Genomic DNA, 26,133 nt, shown 5'->3' with positions numbered 1-26,133 from the left:
CATTAATAAACAGGTGGTTAGGAACTTATTCCGCCATCTGTCGTCATAAAAGGGCCATCTTGGCGGGTCAATATTGCTTGACCTTGATCAGCTGGCGCCGCTCCTGCTTGTCGGGACGACGCTCGGGGCTCGGGGCAAACTGGCTGTTGAAGCGGCGTGCCTCGCTGTTTTCCGCCCGTCGTTTCAGGCTGGCCTCGGTCTCTTCATAGAGCTGCTGGGCCAGCGGGGCGGATTTGCGCTGCTCGCTCACCTCGAGCACCCGCACTTCCCGCTCGTCCTGGCCCTGCCAGAAACGAATGAGGGCGCCGACCTCGACATGCTTGCCCGGCTTGCTGCGCTGGCCGTTGTAGTGCACCTTGCCCCCTTCAATCTGGTCGCGGGCCAGGCTGCGGGTCTTGTAAAAACGTGCCGCCCACAACCACTTGTCGAGACGGACCTGGGTTGGGATTTCTGCGGGGTTCGGCATGAATCGACTCCGGAATGGCTGAAAGGGGTGCCTGATTATACCAGAGGCAGGCCCCGGGATAGAAACAGGGGGCCCAAGGGTGTGACGGAATGTCAATTTTCGCAGCTTACTCCCATCCGGTCGGTTGTCTCTGGGTCCATTGCCGTACACAATAGCCAACCGATTTGGATGCCAGAAAATATTGATAAACATGACGCTACCGTTCAGGGATGACTTGTTGAGCTCCCTTCTGGCCCGTTGTAAAACCGTGCCACTCTCCCGTTTCAGCCAGCCTCTGTTCTGGCTTCTGCTGCTGTTGCTGGCCCACCAGTGTGCCGGCCTCACCTGGCGTCTGCTGGATCTCGGCAGCCGCCCCGTCAGTCAGCCCTGGCAGCCGTCGGTGGTAGCCAGTCAGGGCCAGGGTTCAAACCGGCTCGATCTGAGCGGCGTCAGCCGGCTGGCGCTGTTCGGCAAGGCCAAGCAGCAGGCCCAGGCGGCCGATGTTGTCGCAGCCGATGCTCCCAAGACCCAGCTCAACGCCCAGCTCAATGGCGTGCTGGCGAGCTCGGATCCCGCCAAGTCCATCGCCATCATCGCCCACAACGGGCTGCAGAACTCCTATGGCATCGGTGACCTCATCGACGGCACCCAGGCCAAGATCCGCCAGGTATTTGCCGACCGTGTCATCATCGAGCGGGATGGGCGCGACGAGACCCTGATGCTGGACGGCGAGGAGTACGGCAAGCCGCTGCCCCAGCAGGGCAAGCAGGACGACAAGCTCTCCTCGGTGCGCAACGAACTGATGGGCAACCCCGGCAAGATCACCGATTACCTCAATATTTCCCCGGTCCGGGTCGATGGTCGCATGGTCGGCTATCGCCTCAATCCGGGTCGCAATCCGGAACTGTTCAATCAACTCGGGCTGGTCGCCAACGACATGGCGGTCAGCATCAACGGGCTGGATCTGCGGGATAACGCTCAGGCCATGCAGGCGATGCAGCAGGTGGCTGGCGCAACGGAAATGACCGTCACCGTCGAGCGGCAAGGACAGCTCTACGACGTTTATGTCGGCTTGTCAGAATAATGAATTGGAGTAGCACCAAGAATGACAAATAAAGGGAAGGGCTGGCGTCTGGCCACCGTGGCCGCGGCGTTGATGATGGCAGGCTCAGCCTGGGCCACCGAATACTCCGCCAGCTTCAAGAATGCCGACATCGAAGAGTTCATCAACACGGTCGGCAAGAACCTGAACAAGACCATCATCATAGAGCCGTCGGTGCGGGGCAAGATCAACGTCCGCAGCTATGACCTGCTCAACGAAGACCAGTACTACCAGTTCTTCCTGAGCGTGCTCGACGTCTATGGCTTCGCCGTGGTCCCGATGGACAACGGTGTGCTCAAGGTGGTGCGCTCCAAGGATGCCAAGACCTCCGCCATCCCGGTGGTGGACGAGAGCAACCCCGGCAGCGGCGACGAGATGGTGACCCGGGTCGTGCCGGTGCGCAACGTCTCGGTGCGCGAGCTGGCGCCGCTGCTGCGCCAGCTCAACGACAACGCCGGCGGCGGCAACGTGGTCCATTACGATCCCTCCAACGTGCTGTTGATTACCGGCCGCGCCGCCGTGGTCAACCGGCTGGTGGAAGTAGTGCGCCGGGTCGACAAGGCGGGCGACCAGGAAGTGGACATCGTCAAGCTGAAGTACGCCTCCGCCGGTGAAATGGTGCGGCTGGTGACCAACCTCAACAAGGACGGCAACAACCAGGGGGCCAACACCTCCCTGCTGCTGGCCCCCAAGGTGGTGGCCGACGAGCGCACCAACTCCGTGGTGGTGAGCGGCGAGCCCAAGGCGCGCGCCCGCATCATCCAGATGGTGCACCAGCTTGACCGTGACCTGCAGAGCCAGGGCAACACCCGGGTCTTCTATCTGAAATACGGCAAGGCCAAGGATCTGGTGGAAGTGCTCAAGGGCGTCAGCTCCAGCATCGAGGCGGACAAGAAGGGCGGCGCGGCCACCACCACAGGGGGTGGCGGTGCCAGCATCGGCGGTGGCAAGCTGGCCATCTCCGCCGACGAGACCACCAATGCGCTGGTGATCACCGCCCAGCCGGACGTGATGGCAGAGCTGGAGCAGGTGGTCGCCAAGCTCGACATCCGCCGTGCCCAGGTACTGGTGGAGGCGATCATCGTCGAGATCGCCGATGGCGACGGCCTCAACCTCGGGGTGCAGTGGGCCAACACCAATGGCGGCGGCACCCAGTTCACCAATACCGGTTTGCCAATTGGTTCGGTGGCCATCGCCGCCAAGGATTACAAGGATAACGGGACCACCACTGGCCTGGCCTCGCTGGCCAAAGAGTTCAACGGTATGGCGGCCGGTTTCTATCACGGCAACTGGGCCGCGCTGGTGACGGCCCTGTCGACCAACTCCAAGAGCGATATTCTCTCCACCCCGAGTATCGTCACCATGGACAACAAGGAAGCCTCCTTCAACGTCGGCCAGGAAGTGCCGGTGCAGAGCGGCTCCCAGAGCTCCACCACCAGCGATCAGGTGTTCAACACCATCGAACGCAAGACGGTGGGCACCAAGCTGGTGGTAACGCCGCAGATCAACGAGGGGGATTCCGTGCTGCTCAACATCGAGCAGGAGGTCTCCAGCGTAGCGAACAAACCAGCCGAGGGGACTGCAACACTTGGCCCGACCTTCGATACCCGCACCATCAAGAATGCTGTGCTGGTGAAGAGCGGCGAGACAGTAGTGCTGGGCGGCTTGATGGATGAGAAAACCAGCGAAACCGTCTCTAAGGTGCCGCTGCTCGGCGATATCCCGGTGCTGGGCTATCTGTTCCGTTCGACCAATAACAGCACCTCCAAGCGCAACCTGATGGTCTTTATCCGGCCCACCATTTTGCGGGATGCCAACATCTACACAGGTGTTTCCAGCAACAAGTACACCCAGTTCCGCTCCGAGCAGCAGGAGGCGGCGGCGCAGGAGGGCTACCTCACCTCGCCCAAGCGCCAGGTGCTGCCCGAGTACAGCCAGGGTGTGACAACATCGCCCGAGGCACAAAAGCAGATTGAACAGATGAAGCAGCACCAGCAGACGACAATCGACTCGGTGCAGCCATTCGTGGGTAACAAGTAATGGCGGCATACCAGCTGGATGGCGTCGACATGCCGGCAGCCCTGCCCGAGCTGCCGTTTGCCTTCGCCCGCAACTTCGGCGTGATCCTGACCGAGCGGCAGGGGGCCCCGGTGCTGCTCTGCCGCCAGGGCGTGACGCCGCAAACCCTGCTGGAAGTGCGGCGGGTGGCGGGCTGCGCCTTCACGGTGGAGCAGATGGACGGCGAGGCCTTCGAAGAGCTGCTGATGGCCCACTACCAGCGCGACTCCTCCGAGGCGCGCCAGCTGATGGAGGATCTCGGCAACGAGATGGACTTCTTCGCGCTGGCCGAAGAGCTGCCCCAGAGTGAAGACCTGCTGGATGCCGACGACGATGCCCCCATCATCCGCCTCATCAACGCCATGCTGAGCGAGGCGATAAAAGAAGAGGCGTCCGACATCCACATCGAGACCTTCGAGCGGGCCCTGGTGATCCGGTTTCGCATCGATGGGGTGCTGCGGGAGATCCTGCGGCCCCATCGCAAGCTCGCCTCCTTGCTGGTGTCGCGCATCAAGGTCATGTCGCGGATGGACATCGCCGAGAAGCGGGTGCCGCAGGATGGCCGCATCTCACTGCGCATCGGCGGCCGGGCGGTGGACGTGCGGGTCTCCACCATGCCGTCCAGCTACGGCGAGCGGGTGGTGCTGCGTCTCTTGGACAAAAACAACGTGCGGCTCGAGCTCAAGCAGCTCGGCATGACGCTGGCCAACCGCAACATCATCAGCGAACTCATTCGCAAGCCCCACGGCATCATTCTGGTGACGGGCCCGACCGGTTCGGGCAAGTCGACCACCCTCTACGCGGCCCTCTCCGAGATCAATTCGCGGGATCGCAACATCCTGACCGTCGAAGACCCCATCGAATATGACCTCGAAGGGGTGGGCCAGACCCAGGTCAACAGCAAGGTGGACATGACCTTCGCCCGCGGCCTGCGCGCCATTTTGCGCCAAGATCCGGACGTGGTGATGGTGGGGGAAATTCGTGACCTCGAGACCGCCCAGATCGCGGTGCAGGCGTCGCTGACCGGCCACCTGGTGATGTCGACCCTGCACACCAACACCGCCATCGGCGCCATCACCCGGATGCGAGACATGGGTATCGAGCCCTTCCTGCTCTCCTCCTCACTGCTGGCGGTACTGGCCCAGCGGCTGGTGCGCACCCTCTGCCCCGATTGCCGCGCGCCGCGCCCCATCACCGAGCAGGAGCGTCTGGCCATGGGCATCGAGCTGGCGCCGGATCAGCAGGTGTGGCGGCCAGTGGGCTGCGAGCAGTGCAACCACACCGGCTATCGCGGCCGGACCGGTATCCACGAGCTGGTGGTGATCGACGAAGCGGTGCGCGAGGCGATCCACAGCGCCAGCGGCGAGCTGGCCATCGAGCGGTTGATCCGGGGTCACACTCCCAGCATCCGCCGCGACGGCATCGACAAGGTACTCAAGGGGCAGACCAGCCTCGAAGAGGTGCTGCGCGTGACCCGGGAAGACTGAGATGGCAGCATTCGAATACAAGGCCCTCGACGGCAAGGGACGCAACAAGAGCGGCGTGCTGGAGGGGGATTCCGCCCGCCAGGTACGCCAGCTGTTGCGCGAGCAGGGGCTGACCCCGCTCGAGGTGAACGAGACCACCGAGAAGGCCAAGCGCGAGGCGAACCGCTTCGTGTTGTTCCGCCGTGGTGCCAGCACCGCCGAGCTGGCGATGATCACCCGCCAGCTGGCCACCCTGGTGGGGGCCGGCCTCACCATCGAAGAGGCGCTCAAGGCCGTCGCCGAGCAGTGCGAGAAGGCTCACCTGCGCAGCATGGTGGCCACGGTGCGCAGCAAGGTGGTGGAGGGCTATTCGCTGGCCGATTCGCTGGCGGCCTTTCCCCATGTGTTCGATCAGCTGTTCCGCTCCATGGTGGCGGCCGGCGAGAAGTCCGGTCACCTGGAGAAGGTGCTCAACCGCCTCGCCGACTACACCGAGCAGCGTCAGCACATGCGCACCAAGCTGCTGCAGGCGATGATCTACCCCATCGTATTGACCTGCGTCGCCATCGGCGTCATCTCCATCCTGCTCACCGCCGTGGTGCCCAAGGTGGTGGCCCAGTTTGAACACATGGGCCAGCAACTGCCGGCCACTACCCGCTTCCTCATCGGTACCAGCGAGCTGATGCAGCACTACGGCCTCTGGTTCCTGTTGCTGCTGCTGGTGGGTGGCTTTGTCTGGCGCTGGTGGCTGACCGACGACAAGCGTCGCCGTCACTGGCACCAGCTGATCCTGCGCCTGCCGGTGATCGGTCGGGTCAGCCGTGGGCTCAACACCGCCCGCTTCGCCCGTACCCTGAGCATCCTCAACGCCAGCGCTGTGCCGCTGCTGGAGGGGATGAAGATCTCCGGCGAAGTGCTCTCCAACGACTTTGCCCGCATGCGCATCGGGGAGGCCACCGAGCGGGTTCGGGAGGGGACCAGCCTGCGCAAGTCGCTGGATGAAACCAAAATTTTTCCGCCCATGATGCTGCACATGATCGCCTCCGGTGAGCAGAGCGGCGAGCTCGACAACATGCTGGAGCGGGCGGCAGACAACCAGGATCGGGAGTTCGAAACCCAGGTGAACATCGCCCTCGGGGTGTTCGAACCTATGCTGGTGGTCTCCATGGCCGGGGTGGTGCTGTTTATTGTGATGTCGATCCTGCAGCCGATCCTGGAGCTCAACAACATGGTGAATCTGTAGGTTCGGGCGCCCGAAAGCCCTTCGCTATTCGAACCTGCAAATTCAATCGAACGATCGTGGTTTAACAGTTAATCGTTGATGGTTCATGCCATCTCATTTCGTGAGGGAGTAAGTCATGCAAAAGCGTCGTCAATCGGGTTTTACCCTGCTGGAAGTGATGGTGGTCATCGTGATCCTGGGGATCCTGGCCAGCCTGGTGGTGCCCAACCTGATGGGCAATAAGGAGAAGGCCGACCAGCAGAAAGCGGTCTCCGACATAGTGGCGCTGGAAAACGCCCTCGACATGTACAAGCTGGACAACAACCGCTACCCGACCACCGAGCAGGGGCTGGACGCGCTGGTCAACAAACCGACCGCCGCACCTGAGCCGCGCAGCTACCGCGAAGGGGGCTACATCAAGCGCCTGCCGCAGGATCCCTGGGGCAACCCGTACCAGATGCTGAGTCCGGGCCAGTTCGGCAAGATCGACATCTTCTCCATGGGGCTGGATGGCGAAGCCGGTACCGATGACGACATCGGCAACTGGAACCTGAAGGATTTCCAATAAGTGATCCCGCCGCGTCGCGCTCACCGAGTCATGCCGGGGCTGCCTGAATGAAGGTGGCCTCTTCTGCCCGTCGCCAGGCCGGTTTTACCCTGCTGGAAGTGTTGCTGGTCGCCATGTTGATGGGACTGGTGGCCACTGCCGTGACCCTCAGCATGGGCGGCGCCAGGGGGGATAGAGAGCTCGACAAGCAGGCGCGCCGCTTCATGGCCGTGCTGCAGCAGGCGCAGGAGTACTCGGTGATGGATGGCCGGCTGGTGGGCCTGCGTGTTGAGGACAACAGCTGGCAGTTCATGCAGCGCTCGGCCAAGGATCGCAAGTGGCAGGTAATGAGCGGCGACAAGCTGCTGGATCGGGTCGAGTTGCCCGACAACATGCGGCTGGCCATCGAGCTCGAGGGCTTCAGCTGGCGGACCGAATCCGACGAGAAGTACGAGAAGGGGCGCGACGAGAAGGAGCGCACGCCGCAGGTGTTCATCTTTCCCGGTGGCGAGCTGACCCCCTTCGTGCTGACCCTGACCCAGCAGGACGACGATCTGCGCTATGTGCGCACGGTCAAGGCGGACGAGTTTGGCCGCTTGCGTCTGCTGCAGGATGAGGAGGAAGAGGAATGAACGCCCGCGGCATGACCCTGCTGGAAGTCATGGTGGCGCTGGCGGTGTTCGCCATCGCCGGGCTGGCGGTGATGAAGACCGCCAGCGAGCACCTCTCCGGCCTCAACTATCTGGAACAGAAGACCCTGGCGACCTGGGTGGTGGAGAACCAGCTGGTGCAGCAGAAGCTCGAAGCCAAGTGGCCCGGTGACAGCTGGGTGGAAGGGGACGAGCAGATGGCGGGCCAGACCTGGTACTGGCGCTATCGCGGCGTCGCTACCGCCGACAGCAACTTCAAGGCGCTGGACATGGAAGTGCGTACCGCGCCCAAGGCAGACAGCCCGGTGGCCACGATCCGGACCTATATCAGCCGATGAACCTGCATCAAGGTGTCTCCATAAGCCGGAGCCGGCATCAGCCGATGAACATTCACCAACGAGTCTCCATGAGCCGGCGTCAGGCGGGGTTTACCCTGCTGGAGATGCTGGTGGCCATCGCCATCTTTGCCGGCCTGAGCCTGGGCGCCTATCAGGTGCTGCAAGGGGTGCTCACCAGCGACGAGGTGGCCAAGCGCAAGGAAGCTCGTCTCTCCGAGCTGCAACTGGCCTTCTCCGTGCTGGAGCGGGACATCACCCAGATGGTGCCGCGCAGCGGCCGCATCGACGGTGAGAACAACAAGGTGCTGCTGGCGGCCTCCCGTTTCGGCCAGCAGAGCGATGACTGGGGCATGGCCTTCATGCGCGGCGGCTGGCTCAACCCGGACGGCATGCTGCCGCGCTCCGGCTTGCAGCGGGTCGGCTGGCGCCTCAAGGATCACAAGCTGGAGCGGCTGAGCTACCTCTACCCGGATCCGGTGATTGGCACCGAGCCGCGCATCCAGCCGATGCTGGAGCGGGTGACGGCGCTGCGGCTCTACTTCTACGACAAGGGTGCCTGGAAAGAGGAGTGGACCCAGCGCAACGTGCTGCCCTACGGGCTGGCGGTGGAGCTGGATCTGGAAGACTACGGTACCATCCGTCGCCAGTTCCTGATCGGCGCTGGCGGCCAGCGAGCGGACAATGGCAATTAAGCGCGGCCGCACCACACCGGGCCGCCAAGGGGGCATGGCCTTGCTGGTGGTGCTGCTCATCCTGTCGGTGATGGTGATCATCGCCAGCAACATGAGTGGCCGCCTGCAGCTGGAGCTGCGCCGTACCGCCAATCTCACCGCCGGCAAGCAGGCCTGGTGGTATGCCATGTCGGCGGAGGCGCTGGTGAGCAAGGTGCTGGCCCAGGATTTCAAGGACGACCCCAACGTGGTCAGCCTGGGGCAGAACTGGGCGCGCCAGGATGCGGTCTTCCCGGTGGATGACGGCAAGCTCACCGGCCGGGTGCGTGATCTGCAATCCTGCTTCAACCTCAACAGCCTGAGCGTGCCGTTGAAGGACGGGATCAGCGGCGACGATCTGGAGAAGCAGCCCTATCCGGTCAAGGTGTTCAAGGCGCTGCTCAAGCAGCTCGAGGTGGAAGATTATGAAGCGGTGCAGCTGACCGATGCCATCCGCGACTGGACCGACAAGGATACCGTGCTGGTGTCGAGCTACGGCGCCGAGGATGCCTATTACGAAGGGCTCACCCCCCCTTATCTGACCGCCAACCAGTGGATGCTCGGCACCGACGAGCTGCGGGCGGTGCGCGGGGTGAGCGCCAAACTTTATGCCCGACTGGCGCCTTATGTGTGCGCCCTGCCCAACGACAAGCTGGTGGTGAACGTCAACACCATCCGGCCGGAGCAGTCGGCCCTGCTGGTGGCGCTCTATCTGGACAAGGTGGGACTGGACGATGCCAAGCGGGTGCTGACCAGCCGCCCCCAGAAGGGATGGAAGAACAAGAAGGAGATGACGGACCAGATGCCGCTGCAGGTGAGCTCCATTCCGGGGCTGGATGCGGCGCTGGACGTCAAGAGCAGCTACTTCGAGGCCAAGCTGATTGCCGAGGTGGGCGACACCCGCGCCCGGCTGGAGAGCGTCTTCGTGCGCGGCAAGGACAACAAGCTGGTGATGCTGCGCCGTCTGAACGGCGGCGCCGAATAACAAGGGAGGCGGGCGACGGCCGTTGGCCGGCCCGCGCCATCCCCCGATTGGACTGCAGCCCATGGCTGCGCGCCCGCCCATCCCGAGGGATGCGAGCGGGCATGGCAGGAGAGACATTAGTGAGCGAGAGTCTGGTCATCCGTCTGGGGACCAATGCGCAGCAGCCGGTCGAGTGGCTGGTGTGGTCGGGCGGGGAAGAGGAGGTGATCGCCTCCGGTACCCTGGCCTCGGCCCATGCCCTTGGCGAGCTGCAGGAGCGGGCCGGTGGCCGCCCGGCGGTGGTGCTGGTGCCCGGCAGCGATCTTATCTTCCGGCGGGTGAGCCTGCCGGGCAAATACAGCCGCCAGAGTGCGGCCGCCTTGCCCTATCTGCTGGAGGAGCAAATCGCCTCCGACGTGGATGAGCTGCACCTGGTGGTGCTGGGTCATCAGGGTCACGAGGTGGACCTGATGGCGGTCGACAAGGAGAAGATGCAGACCTGGCTCGGCTGGCTGGAGCAGGCCGGTCTCAAGAGCCGGCAACTGCTGCCGGACGTGCTGGCGCTGCCGCAGGCGGTCGACGGCTGGTCGGCGCTGCAGCTGGGCAAGGAGTGGCTGCTGCGCCAGGGCCCCTGTCAGGGCATCGTCGCCGACGAGCCGCTGCTGGCCATGCTGCTGGCGGCGGAGCCGGCGCCGGTGACCATTCACAGCCATACCCCGCCGCCGGCCATTGCAGCGGCCAGCTGGCAGGCGGCCGATCCCGAGCTGCCCATGCTGCTGCTGGCCCGGGGCGCGCTCGCCAGTCAGGCCAACCTGCTGCAGGGGCCATACCGGCCGCAGACCGAATACTCCCGCTACTGGCAGCAGTGGCGCAAGGTGGCGGTGGTGGCCGGGGCGCTGCTGGTGGTGGCGTTCGCCCAGCGTGGCGTGCAGCTCTATCAGCTGGCGGAGCAGGACAAGGCGCTCAAGGCGGAGATCCGGCAGGTTTATACCCGGATCTTCCCGGGGGAGAGCCGCATCGTCAACGTGCGCAGCCAGATGACCCAGCATCTCCAGCAGCTGGGGCAGACGCCCCAGGACGGGGTGTTGATGGTGCTGACCGAGCTGGCCCCTACCTTCGCCGAAGTACCTGGCCTCAAGCCCGAGGTGCTGCGTTTCGACGCGGCTCGCGGCGAGCTCAGGCTGCAGGTGACGGCCCCCGGTTTTGCCGAGATCGAGCGTTTTCGCGAGCTGGCCGGCAAGCGCTTCGAGGTGCAGCAGGGGGAGGTGCGCAGCACCGAAGGCAAGGTCGAAGGGGCACTGGTGCTGAAGGGTAAATCATCATGATGGACAAACTACAAGGCTGGTGGCGGAGCATCAGCGCCCGCGAGCAGCGGCTGGTGGCGGTGGGCGGCAGCGTACTGTTGATCGGCTTCTGCTACTGGGTCATCTGGCAGCCCATCGGCAATCGCATCGACGAGCGTGAGCGGCAGGTATTGAGCCAGCAGCAGACTCTCGCCTGGCTGAAAGAGAAGGGTGAAGAGGTGCTGGCGCTGCAGGGTGGCCAGGGCCGCCAGCTCGATACCAGCGGCACCCTGGAAGGGGTGGTCAACCGCACCGCCTTCAACCAGAAGATCAAGATTGCCCGGCTGCAGCCCCAGGGCCAGGAGCTGCAGGTATGGATCGACACGGTGGCGTTCGATGATCTGTTGATCTGGCTGGCGACCCTGGCGGATCGCCATGGCGTGCAGGTGCAGGTGATCGAGCTGGCCAGCGAGAATCTGGCGCCCGGTCTGGTCAAGGTACGCCGCTTGCAGCTGAGCCGTCCCCAATGAAACAACGCGTCCCGAGCGGCCCCGCGCCTGAACGGGCGTTTGCAGTCGAGTCGTTTTCTATGAAGCAAAGAGTGCTGATTGCCGTGCTGTTTCTGGCGGCCTATCTGGTTTTCCTGCTGGCCAAGCTGCCGGCCTCTCTGGTGGTGCGCTACCTGCCGCTGCCGCCCCTGGTGCAGCTGGAAGGGGTGAGCGGCACCCTCTGGAACGGCCAGGTTGCCCGCCTGCAATACGCCAGCGAGTCGTTGACCCAGCTGCGCTGGGAGCTCAACGGCTGGTCGCTGCTGCGCTTTGCCCCTGAAGTCTCCCTGCGCTTTGGCGAGCGCAGCGGCCTCAACGGGCAGGGGGTGGTCGGCTGGAGCGGCGCCGCCTTTGGCCGCGACATCACCCTCAACGTGCCGGCCCCCTGGCTGCTGGCGCGGGTGCCGATGCAGCTGCCCGTGCCGGTGACCGTGGCTGGCCAGTTGCAGCTCAAGCTCGATCAGTTTGCCCAGGGAAACCCCTGGTGCGACAACCTCTACGGCAACCTCTACTGGTACGGGGCCGATGCCGATACCCCGGCCGGCAAGCTGGTGCTGGGGGATCCCGAGATCAAGCTGACCTGCATCGACTCCCGGCTGGTAGCCGAGCTCAAGCAGGGCTCGGAGGCGGTACAGGTGCAGGGCAAGCTGGAGCTGCAGGCCAATCGTCAGTACCTGTTCCAGGGCACCCTGAAACCCGGGCCCGAGCTGCCGGAGCAGATGAAGCAGGGGCTGCCCTTCCTCGGCCAGCCCGACGGTCAGGGGCGCTTCCCGCTGCGCTACCAGGGCCGCATCTGACGGCCTTGCCGTCTGAGCTGGCAAGCATCGACACCACCCCGCCTCGGCGGGGTGGTGTCGTTATGGGGCCGCGGCGGCCGGCGCCGTGATGAGGTGATTGAGGAAGAAGCGGAACAGCTCGGCCCGCGAACGCAGGTGCAGCTTGGCGTAGAGGTGCTTGCGATGATTCTTCACCGTGCCGCTGCCGATGCCGAGCGCACCGGCAATGGCCTCGGTATCCAGCCCCTGCAACAGCAATCCCGCCACCTGGCGCTCGCGCCGGGTGAGGCTTGCGCCCCCCACGCTGGCGATAGCCTGCTCCACCGTTGCCTTGAGATCGGCACCACCCGGTAGCGCCGGACTCTGGGCCAACAACGCGGCTTCCTCCCGCCAGTGCTGGCGGCACAGGGAGTGCACCAGCGGAAACAGCGCATCCAGTCGGGCCAGTTCGTCACGACTGAGGGAGCTGCGCTTGTCGAGTCGCCCGAGAAACAGCATCAGGGTGAGGCCGCCGCGCACCGGCAGGATCAGCCCCACCTCCTCCTGCCAGCCGGTGGCCTGATAGAAGTGGTGGCGATACTCGGGATCGAGTCGCCCCCGCGACACCTGCGCCAGGGTCCAGACCCCGGCCCCCAGCCCCCGTTCTAGCGCCTGCATGAAGGGATCCTGGCTGAAGTGGCGGGTGAGGTAGCGATCGAACAGCAGGGCCCGCTGATGATGCAGGTTGTCGTAGAGGTAGACGGGGCGCAGCCCCACCCCGAGCAGCAGGGCGCAGTCGAACGCCACCTGCTGCTGGATAAGGCGCACCAGGGCTGCCGGGAAGCCGCTGCCATGCAGGGCATCGACCAGCTCGGTCATGCTGCGGGTCAGGGCTTCTGTGGCGAGTGGCTGGATCATGGGCGCTGGGTCATGGCAATAAGTTCCGGGTGGCGGGCAGGCTCCCCGCAATAGTCGTGCGATGGTCACACTATGGCCGGATGCTAGCACGAGAGTGGCAAAACTGTCCCCTGGGGGACATATTCGGCGCGCGCCGGAGCGGCGAGGATGTGGGCTTTTCCCCCTGCTGTTGGAGTACCCATGATCAACCCCCACCTGCTCGATGAGCTGACCCGACGCGGCCTGGTAGCCCAGAATTCTGACCCGGTGGCGCTGGCCGACCATCTTGCCAGCCCTCGCACCGTCTACTGCGGCTTCGATCCCACCGCCGGCAGCCTGCACATCGGCCATCTGGTACCGCTCCTGATGCTGCGCCGCTTCCAGCTGGCGGGCCATACCCCGGTGGCGCTGGTGGGCGGTGCCACTGGCCTTATCGGCGATCCCAGCTTCAAGGCAACCGAGCGCAGCCTCAACAGCGCCGAGACGGTGCAGGGCTGGGTAGCCAGCCTGTCGGCCCAGATAAAAGCGCTGCTGCCGGCCAGCGACGGGCTGGCGGCGCCGCTGCTGGTCAACAACGCCGACTGGATGGGGCAGATGTCCGCCCTCGATTTTCTGCGGGACATCGGCAAGCACTTCTCGGTCAACGCCATGCTGGCCCGTGAGTCGGTGCGCCAGCGCCTCGCCCGCCCGGATCAGGGCATCTCGTTCACCGAGTTCTCCTACGCCCTGCTGCAATCCCAGGACTTCGCCGTGCTCAACCAGCGTCTCGGCTGCACCCTGCAGATAGGTGGCAACGACCAGTGGGGCAACATCACCAGCGGCATGGATCTCACCCGGCGGCTGCATCAGGCCCAGGTCTATGGCATGACGCTGCCGCTCATCACCAAGGCGGACGGCACCAAGTTCGGCAAGACCGAGGGGGGCGCAATCTGGCTCGATCCGGCGCTCACCTCGCCCTACGCCTTCTACCAGTTCTGGCTCGGCACCGCGGACGAGGATGTCTACCGCTTCCTGCGCTACTACAGCTTTATGGCGCTGGCCGAGATTGAGGCGCTGGAGGCGGAGGATGCGAAGCGGCAGGGGCGCAAACTGGCCCAGCAGGTGCTGGCCGACGAGCTGACCGAGCTGGTGCACGGCAAGGGGGCACTGGCGGCGGCGCGGCGCATCAGCGAGCTCTTGTTCAGCGGTGACGTGGCCCACCTTGGCGAGAGCGATCTGGCCCAGCTGGCCCAGGATGGCCTGCCGAGCAGCCCCATCGAGGGGGAAACGGATCTGGTGACCCTGCTGGTGGAGTGCGGCCTGGCGAATTCCAGGCGCATCGCCCGCGAGCTGCTGGCGGCGGGGGCGGTCAGCCTCAACGGTGCAATCCGCCAGGATGGGCAAGTGACCGACGGCGACTGGTTGTTCGGCCGCTATCTGCTGCTGCGCCGGGGCAAGAAGCAGTACCACCTGGTGATCCGCTCATGAGGGGGTGAGCGCCTCGATGACGTAGTCGAGGAAGTGGCCGACCAGGGCCGACTCGGCCCGGCGCTGGGTGTAGAGGGCATAGAAGCCGGTCCCCTTGGGACGGTAGTCGGGCAGCACCTCGCGCACCACCCCCTCGGCCAGCTCGGCCGCCACCAGGTAGCGCGGCAGGCGGGCGATCCCCAGCCCCTGGCGCATCGCCTGGTGAATCGCCTTCTTGCTGCTGAAGGCCAGCTCGCCCGCCACTTCCAGCGGGATCTCGCGCCCCTGGGCAAGCAGGGTCCAGCGCTCGTGGCGGCTGTACTCCTGGCAGCGGGTGATGAGGGGGTGCTGCTGCAGATCCTGCGGCTCGCTCAAAGGCGGGTGGTGGTCCAGGTAGTCGGCGCTGGCGCAGAGCACCAGATCGTCCACCGCGATGGGGCGCGCCAGATAGGGCTGGCTGCCGAGCTCGGTGCTGCGAAACGCCACGTGCAGGTTGTCGCGCAGCAGGTCGGCCGGGGTATTGCTGAAGTCGGCGATGATCCGCACCTCGGGGTGGTCGGCGCGAAAGCGCAGCAGCACCGGGGTCAGCACCACCTCGCCCCACAGATCCGGCGCCGTGATGCGCAGCTCCCCGCACAGGGCTGAGCGGCGGCGCTGCAGGCCGTCCAGCAGCTGCTCGTGCAGGGCGATCATCTGGTCGGCCTGGCGGTAGGCGAGCTCTCCCGCGTCGGTCAGCTGCACCCGGCGGGTGGTGCGGCTCAGGAGCGTGTTGCCGAGGCTCTGCTCCAGGTGGCGCAGATCCTTGGACGCCTTGCTCGGGGTGATGCCGAGCTGGGCCGCCGCCGCGGCGAAGGATCCGCAGCGGACGATGGCGACCAGCAGGCGCATCAGGTAGAGGGTGTCGAGCTTGTGGTGACTCATGGGGCGGCCTATTGTGTCTTGATGGGAATGAATGCCTTGCTTGTGTGCCTGATTATATCCTGATTGTCCCGGTTTATAGTGGCGGCATTCCATTGCGATCCCGGGAGAGGGCGATGAACAAGACACTTGGCGACAGCTTCCACTTCGAACGGGCCGGATTGCGGCTCAAGAACCGGGCCGTGCTGGCTCCTTTGACCCACAACATGAGCGGCGCCGGCGGCGATCCCGCTCAGGCCGAGCTCGACTGGCTGGCGCGCTGCGCCCGGGGCGGTTTCGGCCTGCTCATCGCCGCCGCTACCCAGGTGCAGCCTGGCGGACGCTGCTGGGCGGGGCAGCCGGCCCTGATGACCGACGCCCAGCAGCAGGCCTTCACGGCCCTGGCCTACAGTGCGCGGCAGGCCGGGGCGCTGGCGGTGGTGCAGCTGCATCACGGCGGGATGCGGGCCCTGCCCGAACTGAACGACGGGGCGCCGGTCGGCCCGTGCGAGCTGGCACCAGGTGGGCGCTACCCGCTCGGGGTCAAGGGGCTGACGGAGGAGGGGATTCTTACGCTCATTGAAGCCTTCGTGCGCGCCGCCGAGCGGGCCCATGCCGCCGGCCTGCACGGGGTCGAGCTGCACGGGGCCCACAACTTCCTGCTCTGCAACTTCCTCAACCCCCTGCACAATCGTCGCACCGACCGCTGGGGCGGCAGCATCGCCAACCGGGCGCGGATCCTGGTGGAGATAGTGCGCGGCATCCGCGCCCGCCTGCCCCGGGAATTTCTGGTCGGGGTGCGCCTCTCCCCCGAAAACTATGCCCATATCCAGGGCATAGAGCTGCCCCATCAGCTGGCGGTGGCGCACCTGCTGGCGGACGAGGGGATCGACTACCTGCACTTCTCCATGGGGGACAGCTTCAAGGCGGTGGCGGGGGATCCTGATGGCGGCGCCCTGCTGGAGGCGGTGCGGGTCGGGTTGGCCGGGCGGGTGCCGCTCATGGTGGCGGGCAAGATCCACGACGCCGCCTCGGCCGAGCTGGCTCTGGCCGGCGGCGCCGAATTGGTAGCGGTGGGCACGGCAGCCATCGGCAATCCGGACTGGATGGAACGGGTGAGCCGCGGCCTGCCCCTGCTGCGCGCTCCCTTCACGGCGGCGCACCTCGCCGAGATCGGCTTCACCCCGAGCGCCCTCGACTACCTGGCCGGCATGGGGGTGCTGGCTCCGCGCGACGCGGCCTGAGGGCTTTAATCAGCGGACTGGCTGCTGAGCTGATATGACAAGACCCTCGCGATGAGGGCCTTGAGCGTATCAGGTGCCGAGCGGCAACAGCTCGGCGTAGTCGCGGATCGCCGGGAAGGCGGTGATGCGCTGCTCGGGCTGCCGGCTGTCCGGGTTCTGGATGGCGAGCTGGTAGCCGATGCCGTAATCGGCGGCGGCGCGCAGGATCCGCTCGCTGTCATCCACGAACAGGGTGCGGGCCGGGTCGAACGCCAGCCGCTCGGCCAGTGCCTGCCAGCAGTGCTGGCTCTCCTTCGACCAGCCCAGCTCGTGGGTGCTCACCATCAGATCGAGGTGCTCGGCGAGGCCGAGGTGCGCATCCTTGACCGACAGGCTGGCAGGGTGGGCATTGGTGAAGAGCACCAGCTGCTTGCCGGCGGCCTTGAGCGCGGCCAGGAAGGGGATGACGTTGGGGCGCCACTGGATCTTCTCCAGGATCTCCTGCTTGAAGGCGCGGATGTCGAGCCCGAGCGTCTCGCTCCAGTAATCCACGCAGTACCAGTCGAGGGTGCCGCTGACGGCCTGGTAGTGCGCCTCGATCTGCACTCTGGCCTCGGCCAGCGGCAGGCCGAGTCGCTCGGCATAGCGCTCGGGGACCAGCTGCTGCCAGAGGTGGTTGTCAAAATGGAGGTCGATCAGGGTGCCATCCATATCGAGCAGGACAGTGTCTATCTGGTGCCAGGGCAGTGGGGTCGGCATGGGGCCTCGGTGGTCGGGTCGAAACGGGCGGGCATTATAACGGATTTTTCCCGCCGCTTTCCCACCCTTGCCCCGTGGTGTTTGAGAGGGGAGTCGTTTACTCTTGAAACACGATTTTTTAACGAGCAGCCAGCCCCGATGAGCGATCCCCGCAAGCGCAACCCCGTGCACCTCAGTGCCGAGACCATGGCCCACGACAAGAGCAAGCCAGAGATCCTCAAGGCCGAGATAGTGGCCGAGAGTCGCTTGTTCAAGGTGGAGTCCCTGCACCTGAAATTCTCCAACGGCGAGGAGCGGGTCTACGAGCGGATGCGTGGCGGCAACCGGGGCGCTGTCATGGTGGTGCCCCTGTTCGATGCCCATACCCTGCTGCTGGTGCGCGAGTACGCGGCGGGTACTCACTCCTACGAGCTGGGCTTTCCCAAGGGACTGATCGACCCGGGCGAGAGCGCCGTCGAGGCGGGCAACCGGGAACTGATGGAGGAGGCGGGCTTCGGGGCCGCCAGCCTGACCCTGCTCAAGCAGGTGTCTCTGGCACCGGGGTACTTCTCCAGCCGGATGGACATCTTGCTGGCGCGGGATCTCTACCCCGAGCAGCGGGTCGGCGACGAGCCCGAACCCCTCGAGGTGATCCCCTGGCCCCTCAACCGCATCGACGACTTGCTGGCGCGCCCCGACTTCACCGAGTCGCGCAGTATCAGCGCCCTGCTGCTGGCCCAGAAGTGGCTGGCGGAGCAGGAGGATTAGCCCGTTCGGGGCTGTTTGGTAATCAGAGACAGAGGGCAGGACTATGCAGGAGTTGTTGGCCTGGATACCGGAGGTCAAGGAGATCGCCCGCGAAGCGGGGCGGATCCTTCACGAGATCTATCGCGGCGGTCAGTTCGAGCGCCAGTTGAAGGAGGATGCGACCCCGGTCACCAGTGCCGATCTTGCTGCCGACGCCTACCTCAAGCGGGCGCTGTCGGCGCTCACTCCCCATGTGCCCGTACTGACGGAAGAGGCGGCCGACATCCCCTTCAGCCAGCGTGCCAACTGGCGCCAGTACTGGCTGGTGGACCCGCTTGACGGCACCGGCGAGTTCATCGCCGGCAGCGGTGACTTCGCCACCCTGATCGCCCTGGTGCAGGACAATGTGCCGGTGCTCGGGGTCATCTATGCCCCCGAGTCGGACCTGCTCTACTGGGCGGTGCGCGGTCACGGCGCCTTCAAGGAGGCGAACGGCGAGGTGCACCCCATCAGCGCCATTCACCATGAGCACGATCAGCCCGACTCCCTGGTGGTGGCCATCAGCCGCCGCCAGAAGCTGGAGAACCTGACCCGTCGCCTCAACCCTGCCATCCATTACGAGCTGATCCCGCTGGGTTCCAGCTCCCTCAAGTCCTGCCTGGTGGCGGAGGGGGTCGCCGACTGCTACGTGCGGCTCGGCCCCACCGGGGAGTGGGATACCGCCGCCGCCCAGTGCATCGTCGAGGCGGCGGGTGGCCGTATCCTCAGCCTGGCGCTGCAGCCGCTGCGTTACAACGAGACGGAATCGCTGGAGAACCCGGACTTCATCGTGATGGGGGATCCTGAGCTCGCCTGGGGCAGGATCCTGGCCCACTGAGCCCTGACGTGAGTACCATATGCAACCATCAGGCGGCTTCAGGGTCGCCTGATTGCTTGGTGCGTTCTGCTGTCTTTTTGCGGAGTCTTCAGTTTCATTCGCTGGTTAATTGGATTGTGGTAGTGGATCGTCTCAATCATGCAGAATTAACTGGTTCATGTTTTCATGTAATTCTGGAAAGATTCATTTCACCAAAATAAAAAATCAAACCTGAATGACAATTTGGTTTTATATTTTTATTTATCAATGTTTTCGGGATTAAGTAAATTGCGCACCCGCCAACTCTCGCCCAATCTCACTGGTAAACCTCGGTTCAGCCAGTGAGATCTGCCACTGTCCATTTTTGAGAATTAAATTCTAAAGGAGCACAATATTTTTAGATTTTAATACTATGTGAAAGTGGTTTACCGATGAGTTTATCTGCAGAAGCCTCCCGGGAGCTGTCCGCCTCCCAATCCACCCCGACTGCCAGCAGCTGGCGCCGTCACGACACCCATTGGGTCATCAGCCTGTTTGGCACCGCTGTCGGTGCCGGCATCCTGTTCCTGCCCATCAACCTGGGACTGGGCGGGATCTGGCCCCTCATGGTGGTCGCCGTACTGGCCGGCCCCATGACCTTCCTGGCCCACCGCGGGCTGGCGCGCTTCGTGCTTTCCTCTTCGCGCCCCCACGCCGACTTCACCGAGGTGGCCCAGGAGCACTTCGGCAAGATGGCCGGCCGCCTCATCTCGGCGCTCTACTTCCTCTCCATCTTCCCGATCCTGCTCATCTACGGGGTCGGGCTGACCAACACGGTGGAGAGCTTCATGATCAATCAGCTCGGCATGGCGACCCCGAACCGGGTGATGCTCTCCGGCATGCTGGTGTTTGCCATGATCGCCGTGATGCTGGCCGGTGAGAAGGCGATGCTGCGCGCCTTTGCCGTCATGGTCTATCCGCTGGCGGCCATCCTGGCGGCGCTCTCCTGCTACCTCATTCCCCAGTGGCAGTGGCCACAGCTGGGCAGCCTGGAGGGCGGCAGCTTCCTCAACACCGTCTGGCTGGCGCTGCCGGTCACCGTGTTCGCCTTCAGCCACGCCGCCGCCATCTCCGGCTTTGCCAACGTGCAGCGCCGGGAGTACGGCGAGCAGGCGGAAGCCAAGAGCAGCCTGATCCTGCGCAACACTACCGTCATGCTGGTGGGCTTCGTGCTGTTCTTCGTCTTCTCCTGCGTGCTGAGCCTCTCGCCGGCCCAGCTGGCCGAGGCCAAGGCCCAGAACGTCTCGGTGCTCTCCTATCTCGCCAACATCACCGACAACCCGGTGATCGTGACCCTGGGGCCGCTCATCGCCTTCATCGCCATCAGCTCCTCCTTCCTCGGTCACTTCCTCGGTGCCCGCGAGAGCCTGAAAAGCCTGATCGCCAAGCCCACCGGCCTGTCGCTGGCGAAGGCGGACAAGCTCGGCATCGCCCTGATGTTCTTCTCCATCTGGGGCGCCGCCATCATCAACCCGGGGATCCTGGGGCTGATGGAGACCCTCTCCGGCCCGGTGATCGCCATGATCCTGTTCATCATGCCGGTGGTGGCCATCTACAAGGTGGAGGCGCTGGCCCGCTTCCGCCAGCGCTGGGCCAACGGCTTCATCCTGCTGACCGGCTCGCTGGCGGTGTCGGCGCTGATCTTCAGCCTGCTGAAGTAACGGCGAGCAACCCGCCGCAAAAGAGAGAGGCGACCCCAGGGTCGCCTCTCTTGTATCCGTCCGATTGTGGCCTCAGCCGAGCTTGGCGCCGTTCTCCACCGCCTGCTCGGGGATGGCGATCACCACGGCGCCATCCGGCCGGTAGAAGCCGGTCAGCAGAAACTCCGACTGGATCGGGCCTATCTGCTTGGGGGGGAAGTTCACCACGGCGACGATCTGGCGGCCCACCAGCTCCTCCGGTCGATAGAGGTCGGTGATCTGGGCGCTGCTCTTGCGCACCCCGAGTTCGGGGCCGAAATCCGCCCACACCTTGTAGGCCGGGCGACGCGCCTCGGGGAAGGGCTCGACCCGCACCAGGGTGCCCACCCTGAGCTCCACCATCTCGAAATCCTGCCAGCTTATGGTCTGCATCTTGGCTCCTCGTTGCCCATACCTTGCATGAGCCTCAGCATGCCTCGAAACCACCTGCGCCGTCTTCGGCAAACGGCCGCCCGGTTACGGCAAGCGGCCGTTTTGTTGGCGCCAGAGGGAAGGGGTTACCCCGGTTTCGGCCAGGAAGCGCTCGCCGAAGGCCCCCTGATTCTGGTAACCGCAGCGGTTGGCCACGTCGCCGATGGGCAGAGCGGTGTGGGCGAGCAGGGTACGCGCCAGCGCCATGCGCCGCGCCCGGATGTAGTGGGAGACGCTCATCCCCACCTGCTGCTGGAAGGCGTGCTTGAACTGGCTCTGGCCGAGGCAGGCGATGGCGGCCAGCCGCTCGTTGCTGAGAGGTTCGGCGAGATGCGCCTCGATATGACGCTGCACCTTGCCGATGCGCGGGGCGAGGCGGGCACGGCCGCGCGAGCCTGCCTGCTGCGCCTCTGCCAGCAGACCCAGCCACACCTGCTCCATGCCGGCCACGTGGCGCCCCTCGGCCACCATGCGGTGCAGGAAGGCGAGGTAGTGGCGCTGGGCCTCGTCCAGCTCGATGAAGGGGCGCTCGCCCAGCTCGCCGGGCAACCAGTGACTCTCCTGCACCAGAAACGAGAGCGCCGGATCGGCGGCGTAGTCGTGCCGCTCACCGGGGGCGATGATGCAGGCAAAACCGGGTGCGAGCCGCCGCCCCTGGCCCTGCACCTCGATCTCGATGGGACCGTCGAGGGGGATCACCAGCTGGGCATGGTCGTGGCTGTGGCTGCAGACGTCGCTCTGGTAGCGACGCAGGCTGAAAGGGGCGGATAGCGATGACGCGGCCAGGGGCCGCGTCATCGAAGGGGGTTTGCTGTCTGGCATCTGCTGCAGATTACTCGGCGTCGAAATCTTCGATCTCTTTGCCCAGCGCTTCCATGATGGCACGCGCCTCGGCAGGGACGCTGTCCGGATGATCCTTGCGCAGATCTTCGTCGCAGGGCAGCGGCTGACCGGTGAAGGCGTGCAGGAAGGCTTCGCAGAGCAGCTCGCTGTTGGTCGCATGACGCAGGTTGTTCACCTGACGGCGGGTGCGCTCATCGGTCAACACCTTCAGCACCTTGAGCGGGATCGAGACGGTAATCTTCTTGACCTGTTCGCTCTTCTTGCCGTGTTCCGCGTAGGGGCTGACGTAGTCGCCGTTCCACTCTGTACCCATGATCCACCTGTTCTCGTTTAGCCGTGAGCGCGGATTTTAACCCTTAAGGAATTTAATGGCAATCCAACAGCAAAGCCATTTAGACGTCTGGAAGTGTTGACGGCCTTTTTAAGCTGGCGTAGTGTGGTTCACCATGAGCCTGCAATGGCGGGATGACGTGTGGCAGCAAGATGCCAGCGTGTGAAGAGACATCAAGGAGAGTGACATGACCCACAAGGCCACCCTGGCAGTGCGCACCGGGATTGAGACAGACCAGCAACACGGTGCCGTGGTGCCGCCCATCTACCTCTCCAGCAACTACACCTTTGCCGACTTTGGCGAGCCCCGTCAATACGATTATGCCCGCTCCGGCAACCCGACCCGCACCAATCTGGCGGACGCGCTGGCGGCGCTGGAAGGGGGCGCCGGCGCCGTGGTGACCGGCACCGGCATGGGGGCCGTCCATCTGGTCACCACCGCCCTGCTCAAGGCGGGGGATCTGCTGATCGCCCCCCACGACTGCTACGGCGGCACCTGGCGCCTGTTTGAGTACCTGGCGGCCAAGGGCCACTACCGGGTGCAGTTCGTCGATCAGGGGGATACGGCGGCACTGGCTGAGGCGCTCTCGCAAAAACCGGCGCTGGTGTGGGTGGAGACCCCCTCCAACCCGCTGCTGCGGGTGGTGGACATCGCCGCCATCGCCGAGGCGTCCCACGCGGCGGGGGCCAAGGTGGCGGTGGACAACACCTTCCTCTCGCCGTTGCTGCAACAGCCGCTGGCGCTGGGGGCCGATCTGGTGGTGCATTCCACCACCAAGTACATCAACGGCCACTCCGACGTGGTGGGCGGGGTGGCGATCGCCAAGGAACCCGAGCTGGCCGACTCCCTAGTGTGGTGGGCCAACTGTCTGGGGCTCACCTCCGGGGCGTTCGACTCCTACCTTACCCTGCGCGGCTTGCGCACCCTGGCTCCCAGGTTGCGCGCCCATCAGGAGAACACCGACCGTATCCTTGCCTTTCTGCAGCAGCAACCGCTGGTCAAACGCATCTATCACCCCAGCCTGCCGAGCCATCCGGGCCACGATATTGCGCGCCGTCAACAGTCCGGTTTCGGCGCCATGCTAAGTTTTGAGCTCGATTGCAGCGAGGCGGGCATTCGCGCCTTCCTGGCGGCCCTCACCCTCTTCTCGGTGGCCGAATCCCTCGGCGGGGTGGAGAGTCTGGTGGCCCATCCGGCCAGCATGACCCACAGGGCCATGACCCCGGCCGCCCAGCAGGCAGCAGGCATCAGCAGCCAGCTGCTGCGTCTGTCGGTCGGTATCGAACACGGTGAGGATCTGGTGGCCGATCTGGCCGCGGCGTTTGCACAAGCACAGCAGGTGGCGAAGTAATGGAACAGCAGCAACAAGGAGAGATCGCGGTGGCAACAGAAGCAGGCTTGAAGCGACGTCACGTCCACAAATTCGGTGGCAGCAGTCTGGCGGATCCGGTCTGTTACCGCCGGGTCGCCAGCATTCTCGAACAACAAGCCGAGCAGCAGGGGGGCGGGCGAGAGCTGGTGGTGGTCTCCGCCGCCGGCAAGACCACCAACCGGCTGATCCAGCTGGTGGAGCTGGCCGAAGCCGGGGATGAAGCCGCCGGCGAGGCCATCTCGGCCCTGCAGGCCTATCAGCAGAGCCTGATCGACGGTCTGCTGGAAGGAGAGCTTCACCTCGAACTGAGCCAGCAGCTGGCCGACGACATGCAGCTCATCGCCAAGACCCTGGAGGGGCAGTTTGACCGCTTCGAGCGCAACGGCCTGCTCGCCTTTGGCGAGGTGTGGTCGGCGCGCCTGCTGGCGGCCCTGCTCACCAGTCGCGGTGACAAGGCAATCTGGCTCGATGCCCGCAGTTTCCTGCGCGCTGAGGATGGCGCCCTGGTCAAGGTGGATACCGCGCTGTCCAGCGAACTGCTCAAGGCGCGGCTGGCGGAACACGCCGGCCGCATCGTGGTGACCGGCTTTATCGCCGCCGACATGGAGGGACGCTCCCTGCTGCTCGGTCGCAACGGCTCCGACTACAGCGCCAGCCTGTTGGCCCTGCTGGCGGACGGCGAATCCACCACCATCTGGAGCGACGTGGCCGGGGTCTACAGCGCCGACCCGCGCCGGGTCAAGGAGGCGCGCCTGCTGGAGCGCCTGAGCCTCGCCGAAGCCAACGAGCTGGCCCGCCTCGGCTCCTCGGTGCTGCACTCGCGCACCCTGCAGCCGGTGGCCGACAGCCGCCAGCGGCTCACCCTGCGCTGCAGTTACAACCCGGACGAGGGCTGCACCCACATCCTGCGCCGTGCCCCGCGCTCCGGCGGCGCCCGCATCGTCTCCTCGGTGGATCAGATCGCCCTCATCGAGCTCAAGGTGCTGCCGCAGACTGACTTTGAGCAGACAGTGGCAACCATCGAGGCTTATCTGGCCCGCCATCGCCTCAACCCGCTCACCCTGCAGCGCCAGCCGGATCGCCGGATCCTGCGTCTCGCCTACACCCTCGAGGTGGCACAGGGGGCGTTCGAGCTGCTGCGCGACTTCCAGCTGCAGGGCAGCTTCACCGCTCTTATCCAGCGCGAAGGCTACAGCCTGGTGGCGCTGGTGGGGGCCGGCGTCACCGACAACGCCGAGCAGTGTCACCGCTTCTACCAGCTGCTGGCGGATCAGCCGCTGGAGTTCGTGCAGGTGGCCAAAGATGGCCTGAGCCTGGTGGCCGTGCTGCGCCAGGTGGTGCTGGAGCCGCTGCTGATCGCCCTGCACAGCGCCCTGTTCAGCCGCCCGAACCGGGTCGGCCTGGTGGTGTTCGGCAAGGGCAACATCGGCGGCCACTGGCTGAACCTCTATGCCCGCGAGAAGGCGCGGCTCGAGCATGAACTGAACCTGGCACTCACCCTCTACGGGGTGTTCAGCTCGGAAGGGGGCCTGCTCGATGAAGAGGGGCTGGATCCCCTCAAGGTGCAGGACAACTTCAATCCCAAGCCGCTGATCTGGCCCGAGCTGCTGGCCCAGCTGGAGCAGCACGGCTTCGATACCCTGATTGCGCTGGACATGACCGCCAGCGAGACGGTGAGCCGCTACTACCCGGACTTTGCCCAGCTCGGCATTCACATCATCGCCGCCAACAAGTTTGCCGGCGCCGCCGACAGCGAGTTCTACCAGCGCATCAAGCAGACCTGCCGTGACCATCAGGTGCAGTGGCGCTACAACGCCACCGTCGGCGCCGGGCTGCCGATCCAGTCCAGCATCCAGATGCTGCGCCAGAGCGGCGACCGCATCCAGGGGGTCTCCGGCATCTTCTCCGGCACCCTCTCCTGGCTGTTCCAGCAGTATGACGGCAGTCGCCCCTTCTCCGAGCTGGTGGACGAGGCGTGGCAACACGGCCTGACCGAGCCGGATCCCCGCGAGGATCTCTCCGGCCAGGATGTGCGCCGCAAGCTGCTCATTCTGGCGCGGGAGGCGGGTTTCGAGCTCGACTCTGCCGACATCGAGCTGGAGAACCTGGTGCCCGTCTCCCTGCGCAAGGTGAGCACGGATCAATTCATGGACAGGCTGAAAGAGCTGGATGACCCGATCCAGACCGCCTTCGAGGGGGCACGCCGGGTCGGCAAGGTGCTGCGTTACGTCGCCCGCTTCGAGCACGACGGCAAGGCGCGAGTCGGGCTGGAGGCGCTGGAGCCGCACCACCCGTTCGCTAACCTGCTGCCGTGCGACAACGTGTTTGCCATCGAGAGCGACAGCTATCGCACCAACCCGCTGGTCATTCAGGGCCCGGGCGCTGGCCGGGAAGTGACGGCCGCCGCCATCCAGTACGATCTCTGGCAGATCTGTGCCAGCCTGTAACAGCGGACAAGCCGTTCAGTCAAAGAGGCGCCAGTGGCGCCTCTTTTTATTGTTTAGCGGCAGGTTTTTAGGTCTACGGGCTGATTTCCCTATCCCGT

General features: G+C 65.0%; 26 protein-coding genes. 19 read left to right on the top strand and 7 right to left on the bottom strand.

Features of this window, described 5'->3' with window-relative positions:
• Nucleotides 1–67: 67 nt before the first annotated feature.
• On the bottom strand, nucleotides 68–466 hold the full coding sequence (gene hslR / locus PG897_RS11525) for a ribosome-associated heat shock protein Hsp15 (RefSeq protein ID WP_017765222.1): 399 nt from the start codon (nucleotides 464–466) through the stop codon (nucleotides 68–70).
• A 214-nt stretch (nucleotides 467–680) separates the two neighbouring features.
• Here hslR and exeC point away from each other — a divergent pair, with 214 nt between their 5' ends.
• The 12 genes from exeC (at nucleotide 681) to exeN (ending at nucleotide 12,130) form a co-directional block, all read left to right on the top strand.
• Nucleotides 681–1,529, top strand: coding sequence for a GspC family type II secretion system variant ExeC (gene exeC / locus PG897_RS11520; protein ID WP_005308474.1), 849 nt, complete (start codon nucleotides 681–683; stop codon nucleotides 1,527–1,529).
• Nucleotides 1,530–1,550: 21 nt separating this feature from the next.
• The gene (exeD, locus tag PG897_RS11515; RefSeq protein WP_201882578.1) at nucleotides 1,551–3,587 is read left to right on the top strand and encodes a GspD family T2SS secretin variant ExeD; all 2,037 of its coding nucleotides are present in this window, start codon (nucleotides 1,551–1,553) and stop codon (nucleotides 3,585–3,587) included.
• Nucleotides 3,587–5,092 (top strand): GspE family T2SS ATPase variant ExeE, encoded by a 1,506-nt coding sequence (gene exeE / locus PG897_RS11510; RefSeq protein WP_029301892.1) that lies wholly within the window; start codon nucleotides 3,587–3,589, stop codon nucleotides 5,090–5,092. Before exeD ends, exeE begins: the two co-directional genes overlap by 1 nt.
• Before the next feature lies 1 nt (nucleotide 5,093).
• The gene (gene exeF / locus PG897_RS11505; protein ID WP_011704542.1) at nucleotides 5,094–6,314 is read left to right on the top strand and encodes a GspF family T2SS innner membrane protein variant ExeF; all 1,221 of its coding nucleotides are present in this window, start codon (nucleotides 5,094–5,096) and stop codon (nucleotides 6,312–6,314) included.
• 115 nt (nucleotides 6,315–6,429) lie between these two features.
• Nucleotides 6,430–6,861 (top strand): GspG family T2SS major pseudopilin variant ExeG, encoded by a 432-nt coding sequence (gene exeG / locus PG897_RS11500; protein WP_005308483.1) that lies wholly within the window; start codon nucleotides 6,430–6,432, stop codon nucleotides 6,859–6,861.
• Nucleotides 6,862–6,908: 47 nt separating this feature from the next.
• Nucleotides 6,909–7,472 (top strand): GspH family T2SS minor pseudopilin variant ExeH, encoded by a 564-nt coding sequence (gene exeH / locus PG897_RS11495; protein ID WP_201882572.1) that lies wholly within the window; start codon nucleotides 6,909–6,911, stop codon nucleotides 7,470–7,472.
• Nucleotides 7,469–7,828: a GspI family T2SS minor pseudopilin variant ExeI gene (exeI, locus tag PG897_RS11490; protein WP_201882563.1), complete on the top strand. Its 360-nt coding sequence runs from the start codon at nucleotides 7,469–7,471 to the stop codon at nucleotides 7,826–7,828. The genes exeH and exeI overlap by 4 nt, the downstream gene beginning before the upstream one ends.
• A 44-nt stretch (nucleotides 7,829–7,872) precedes the next feature.
• Nucleotides 7,873–8,520 (top strand): GspJ family T2SS minor pseudopilin variant ExeJ, encoded by a 648-nt coding sequence (gene exeJ, locus PG897_RS11485; RefSeq protein ID WP_201882561.1) that lies wholly within the window; start codon nucleotides 7,873–7,875, stop codon nucleotides 8,518–8,520.
• Complete coding sequence (gene exeK, locus PG897_RS11480; RefSeq protein ID WP_201882556.1) at nucleotides 8,510–9,523, top strand: GspK family T2SS minor pseudopilin variant ExeK; 1,014 nt, start codon at nucleotides 8,510–8,512, stop codon at nucleotides 9,521–9,523. The genes exeJ and exeK overlap by 11 nt, the downstream gene beginning before the upstream one ends.
• A 119-nt stretch (nucleotides 9,524–9,642) precedes the next feature.
• Nucleotides 9,643–10,827 carry a GspL family type II secretion system protein ExeL gene (gene exeL, locus PG897_RS11475; RefSeq protein WP_201882548.1) on the top strand — a complete coding sequence of 395 codons (1,185 nt, stop codon included), beginning with the start codon at nucleotides 9,643–9,645 and terminating at the stop codon, nucleotides 10,825–10,827.
• Nucleotides 10,824–11,315 carry a GspM family type II secretion system protein ExeM gene (gene exeM, locus PG897_RS11470; RefSeq protein WP_005308496.1) on the top strand — a complete coding sequence of 164 codons (492 nt, stop codon included), beginning with the start codon at nucleotides 10,824–10,826 and terminating at the stop codon, nucleotides 11,313–11,315. The genes exeL and exeM overlap by 4 nt, the downstream gene beginning before the upstream one ends.
• Before the next feature lie 59 nt (nucleotides 11,316–11,374).
• Nucleotides 11,375–12,130 (top strand): GspN family type II secretion system protein ExeN, encoded by a 756-nt coding sequence (gene exeN, locus PG897_RS11465; protein ID WP_017787452.1) that lies wholly within the window; start codon nucleotides 11,375–11,377, stop codon nucleotides 12,128–12,130.
• Between the two features lie 60 nt (nucleotides 12,131–12,190).
• Here the strand turns inward: exeN and PG897_RS11460 are convergent, their stop codons facing one another.
• Nucleotides 12,191–13,006, bottom strand: a complete 816-nt coding sequence (locus PG897_RS11460; protein ID WP_201882545.1) for a helix-turn-helix transcriptional regulator — start codon at nucleotides 13,004–13,006, stop codon at nucleotides 12,191–12,193.
• A 180-nt stretch (nucleotides 13,007–13,186) separates the two neighbouring features.
• Here PG897_RS11460 and tyrS point away from each other — a divergent pair, with 180 nt between their 5' ends.
• On the top strand, nucleotides 13,187–14,452 hold the full coding sequence (gene tyrS / locus PG897_RS11455) for a tyrosine--tRNA ligase (protein WP_201882544.1): 1,266 nt from the start codon (nucleotides 13,187–13,189) through the stop codon (nucleotides 14,450–14,452).
• Here tyrS and PG897_RS11450 read toward each other — a convergent pair.
• Nucleotides 14,447–15,352 carry a LysR family transcriptional regulator gene (locus tag PG897_RS11450; RefSeq protein WP_270829020.1) on the bottom strand — a complete coding sequence of 302 codons (906 nt, stop codon included), beginning with the start codon at nucleotides 15,350–15,352 and terminating at the stop codon, nucleotides 14,447–14,449. The two genes, tyrS and PG897_RS11450, sit on opposite strands and share 6 nt — an antisense overlap.
• Before the next feature lie 113 nt (nucleotides 15,353–15,465).
• On the opposite strand from PG897_RS11450, the gene PG897_RS11445 reads away from it, so the two are divergent.
• The gene (locus PG897_RS11445; RefSeq protein ID WP_270829018.1) at nucleotides 15,466–16,572 is read left to right on the top strand and encodes an NADH:flavin oxidoreductase; all 1,107 of its coding nucleotides are present in this window, start codon (nucleotides 15,466–15,468) and stop codon (nucleotides 16,570–16,572) included.
• A 69-nt stretch (nucleotides 16,573–16,641) separates the two neighbouring features.
• Here PG897_RS11445 and yrfG read toward each other — a convergent pair whose 3' ends face one another.
• On the bottom strand, nucleotides 16,642–17,310 hold the full coding sequence (gene yrfG / locus PG897_RS11440; protein WP_017787456.1) for a GMP/IMP nucleotidase: 669 nt from the start codon (nucleotides 17,308–17,310) through the stop codon (nucleotides 16,642–16,644).
• 138 nt (nucleotides 17,311–17,448) lie between these two features.
• Between yrfG and nudE the strand changes: the two genes are divergently transcribed.
• The 3 genes from nudE to PG897_RS11425 all read left to right on the top strand — a co-directional run bounded on the left by nudE (nucleotide 17,449) and on the right by PG897_RS11425 (nucleotide 20,592).
• On the top strand, nucleotides 17,449–18,057 hold the full coding sequence (nudE, locus tag PG897_RS11435) for an ADP compounds hydrolase NudE (RefSeq protein WP_206219378.1): 609 nt from the start codon (nucleotides 17,449–17,451) through the stop codon (nucleotides 18,055–18,057).
• A gap of 43 nt (nucleotides 18,058–18,100) precedes the next feature.
• Nucleotides 18,101–18,913 (top strand): 3'(2'),5'-bisphosphate nucleotidase CysQ, encoded by an 813-nt coding sequence (gene cysQ, locus PG897_RS11430; RefSeq protein ID WP_043763072.1) that lies wholly within the window; start codon nucleotides 18,101–18,103, stop codon nucleotides 18,911–18,913.
• Between the two features lie 410 nt (nucleotides 18,914–19,323).
• A complete protein-coding gene (locus PG897_RS11425) occupies nucleotides 19,324–20,592 on the top strand; it encodes an aromatic amino acid transport family protein (RefSeq protein ID WP_270829015.1) in 1,269 nt (422 codons plus the stop codon).
• Nucleotides 20,593–20,664: 72 nt separating this feature from the next.
• On the opposite strand, the gene PG897_RS11420 is transcribed toward PG897_RS11425, so the two are convergent.
• The 3 genes from PG897_RS11420 to metJ form a co-directional block, all read right to left on the bottom strand.
• Complete coding sequence (locus PG897_RS11420; protein ID WP_054544020.1) at nucleotides 20,665–21,003, bottom strand: tRNA-binding protein; 339 nt, start codon at nucleotides 21,001–21,003, stop codon at nucleotides 20,665–20,667.
• Between the two features lie 84 nt (nucleotides 21,004–21,087).
• On the bottom strand, nucleotides 21,088–21,840 hold the full coding sequence (locus PG897_RS11415; RefSeq protein WP_270829014.1) for an AraC family transcriptional regulator: 753 nt from the start codon (nucleotides 21,838–21,840) through the stop codon (nucleotides 21,088–21,090).
• Nucleotides 21,841–21,874: 34 nt separating this feature from the next.
• The gene (gene metJ, locus PG897_RS11410; protein ID WP_005308521.1) at nucleotides 21,875–22,198 is read right to left on the bottom strand and encodes a met regulon transcriptional regulator MetJ; all 324 of its coding nucleotides are present in this window, start codon (nucleotides 22,196–22,198) and stop codon (nucleotides 21,875–21,877) included.
• Nucleotides 22,199–22,403: 205 nt separating this feature from the next.
• Between metJ and metB the strand changes: the two genes are divergently transcribed.
• Together metB and PG897_RS11400 are read left to right on the top strand one after the other, a co-directional pair.
• Nucleotides 22,404–23,567: a cystathionine gamma-synthase gene (gene metB / locus PG897_RS11405; protein WP_270829013.1), complete on the top strand. Its 1,164-nt coding sequence runs from the start codon at nucleotides 22,404–22,406 to the stop codon at nucleotides 23,565–23,567.
• Nucleotides 23,567–26,035, top strand: coding sequence for a bifunctional aspartate kinase/homoserine dehydrogenase II (locus PG897_RS11400; protein WP_270829011.1), 2,469 nt, complete (start codon nucleotides 23,567–23,569; stop codon nucleotides 26,033–26,035). Before metB ends, PG897_RS11400 begins: the two co-directional genes overlap by 1 nt.
• Nucleotides 26,036–26,133: the final 98 nt, after the last annotated feature.

The sequence above is a fragment of the Aeromonas sp. QDB20 genome, assembly GCF_027707805.1.
Taxonomy (GTDB): Bacteria; Pseudomonadota; Gammaproteobacteria; order Enterobacterales; family Aeromonadaceae; genus Aeromonas; species Aeromonas dhakensis.
The sequence above is the reverse complement of the archived record's forward strand: the minus strand, read 5'-3'. Positions and strand labels throughout refer to the sequence as shown.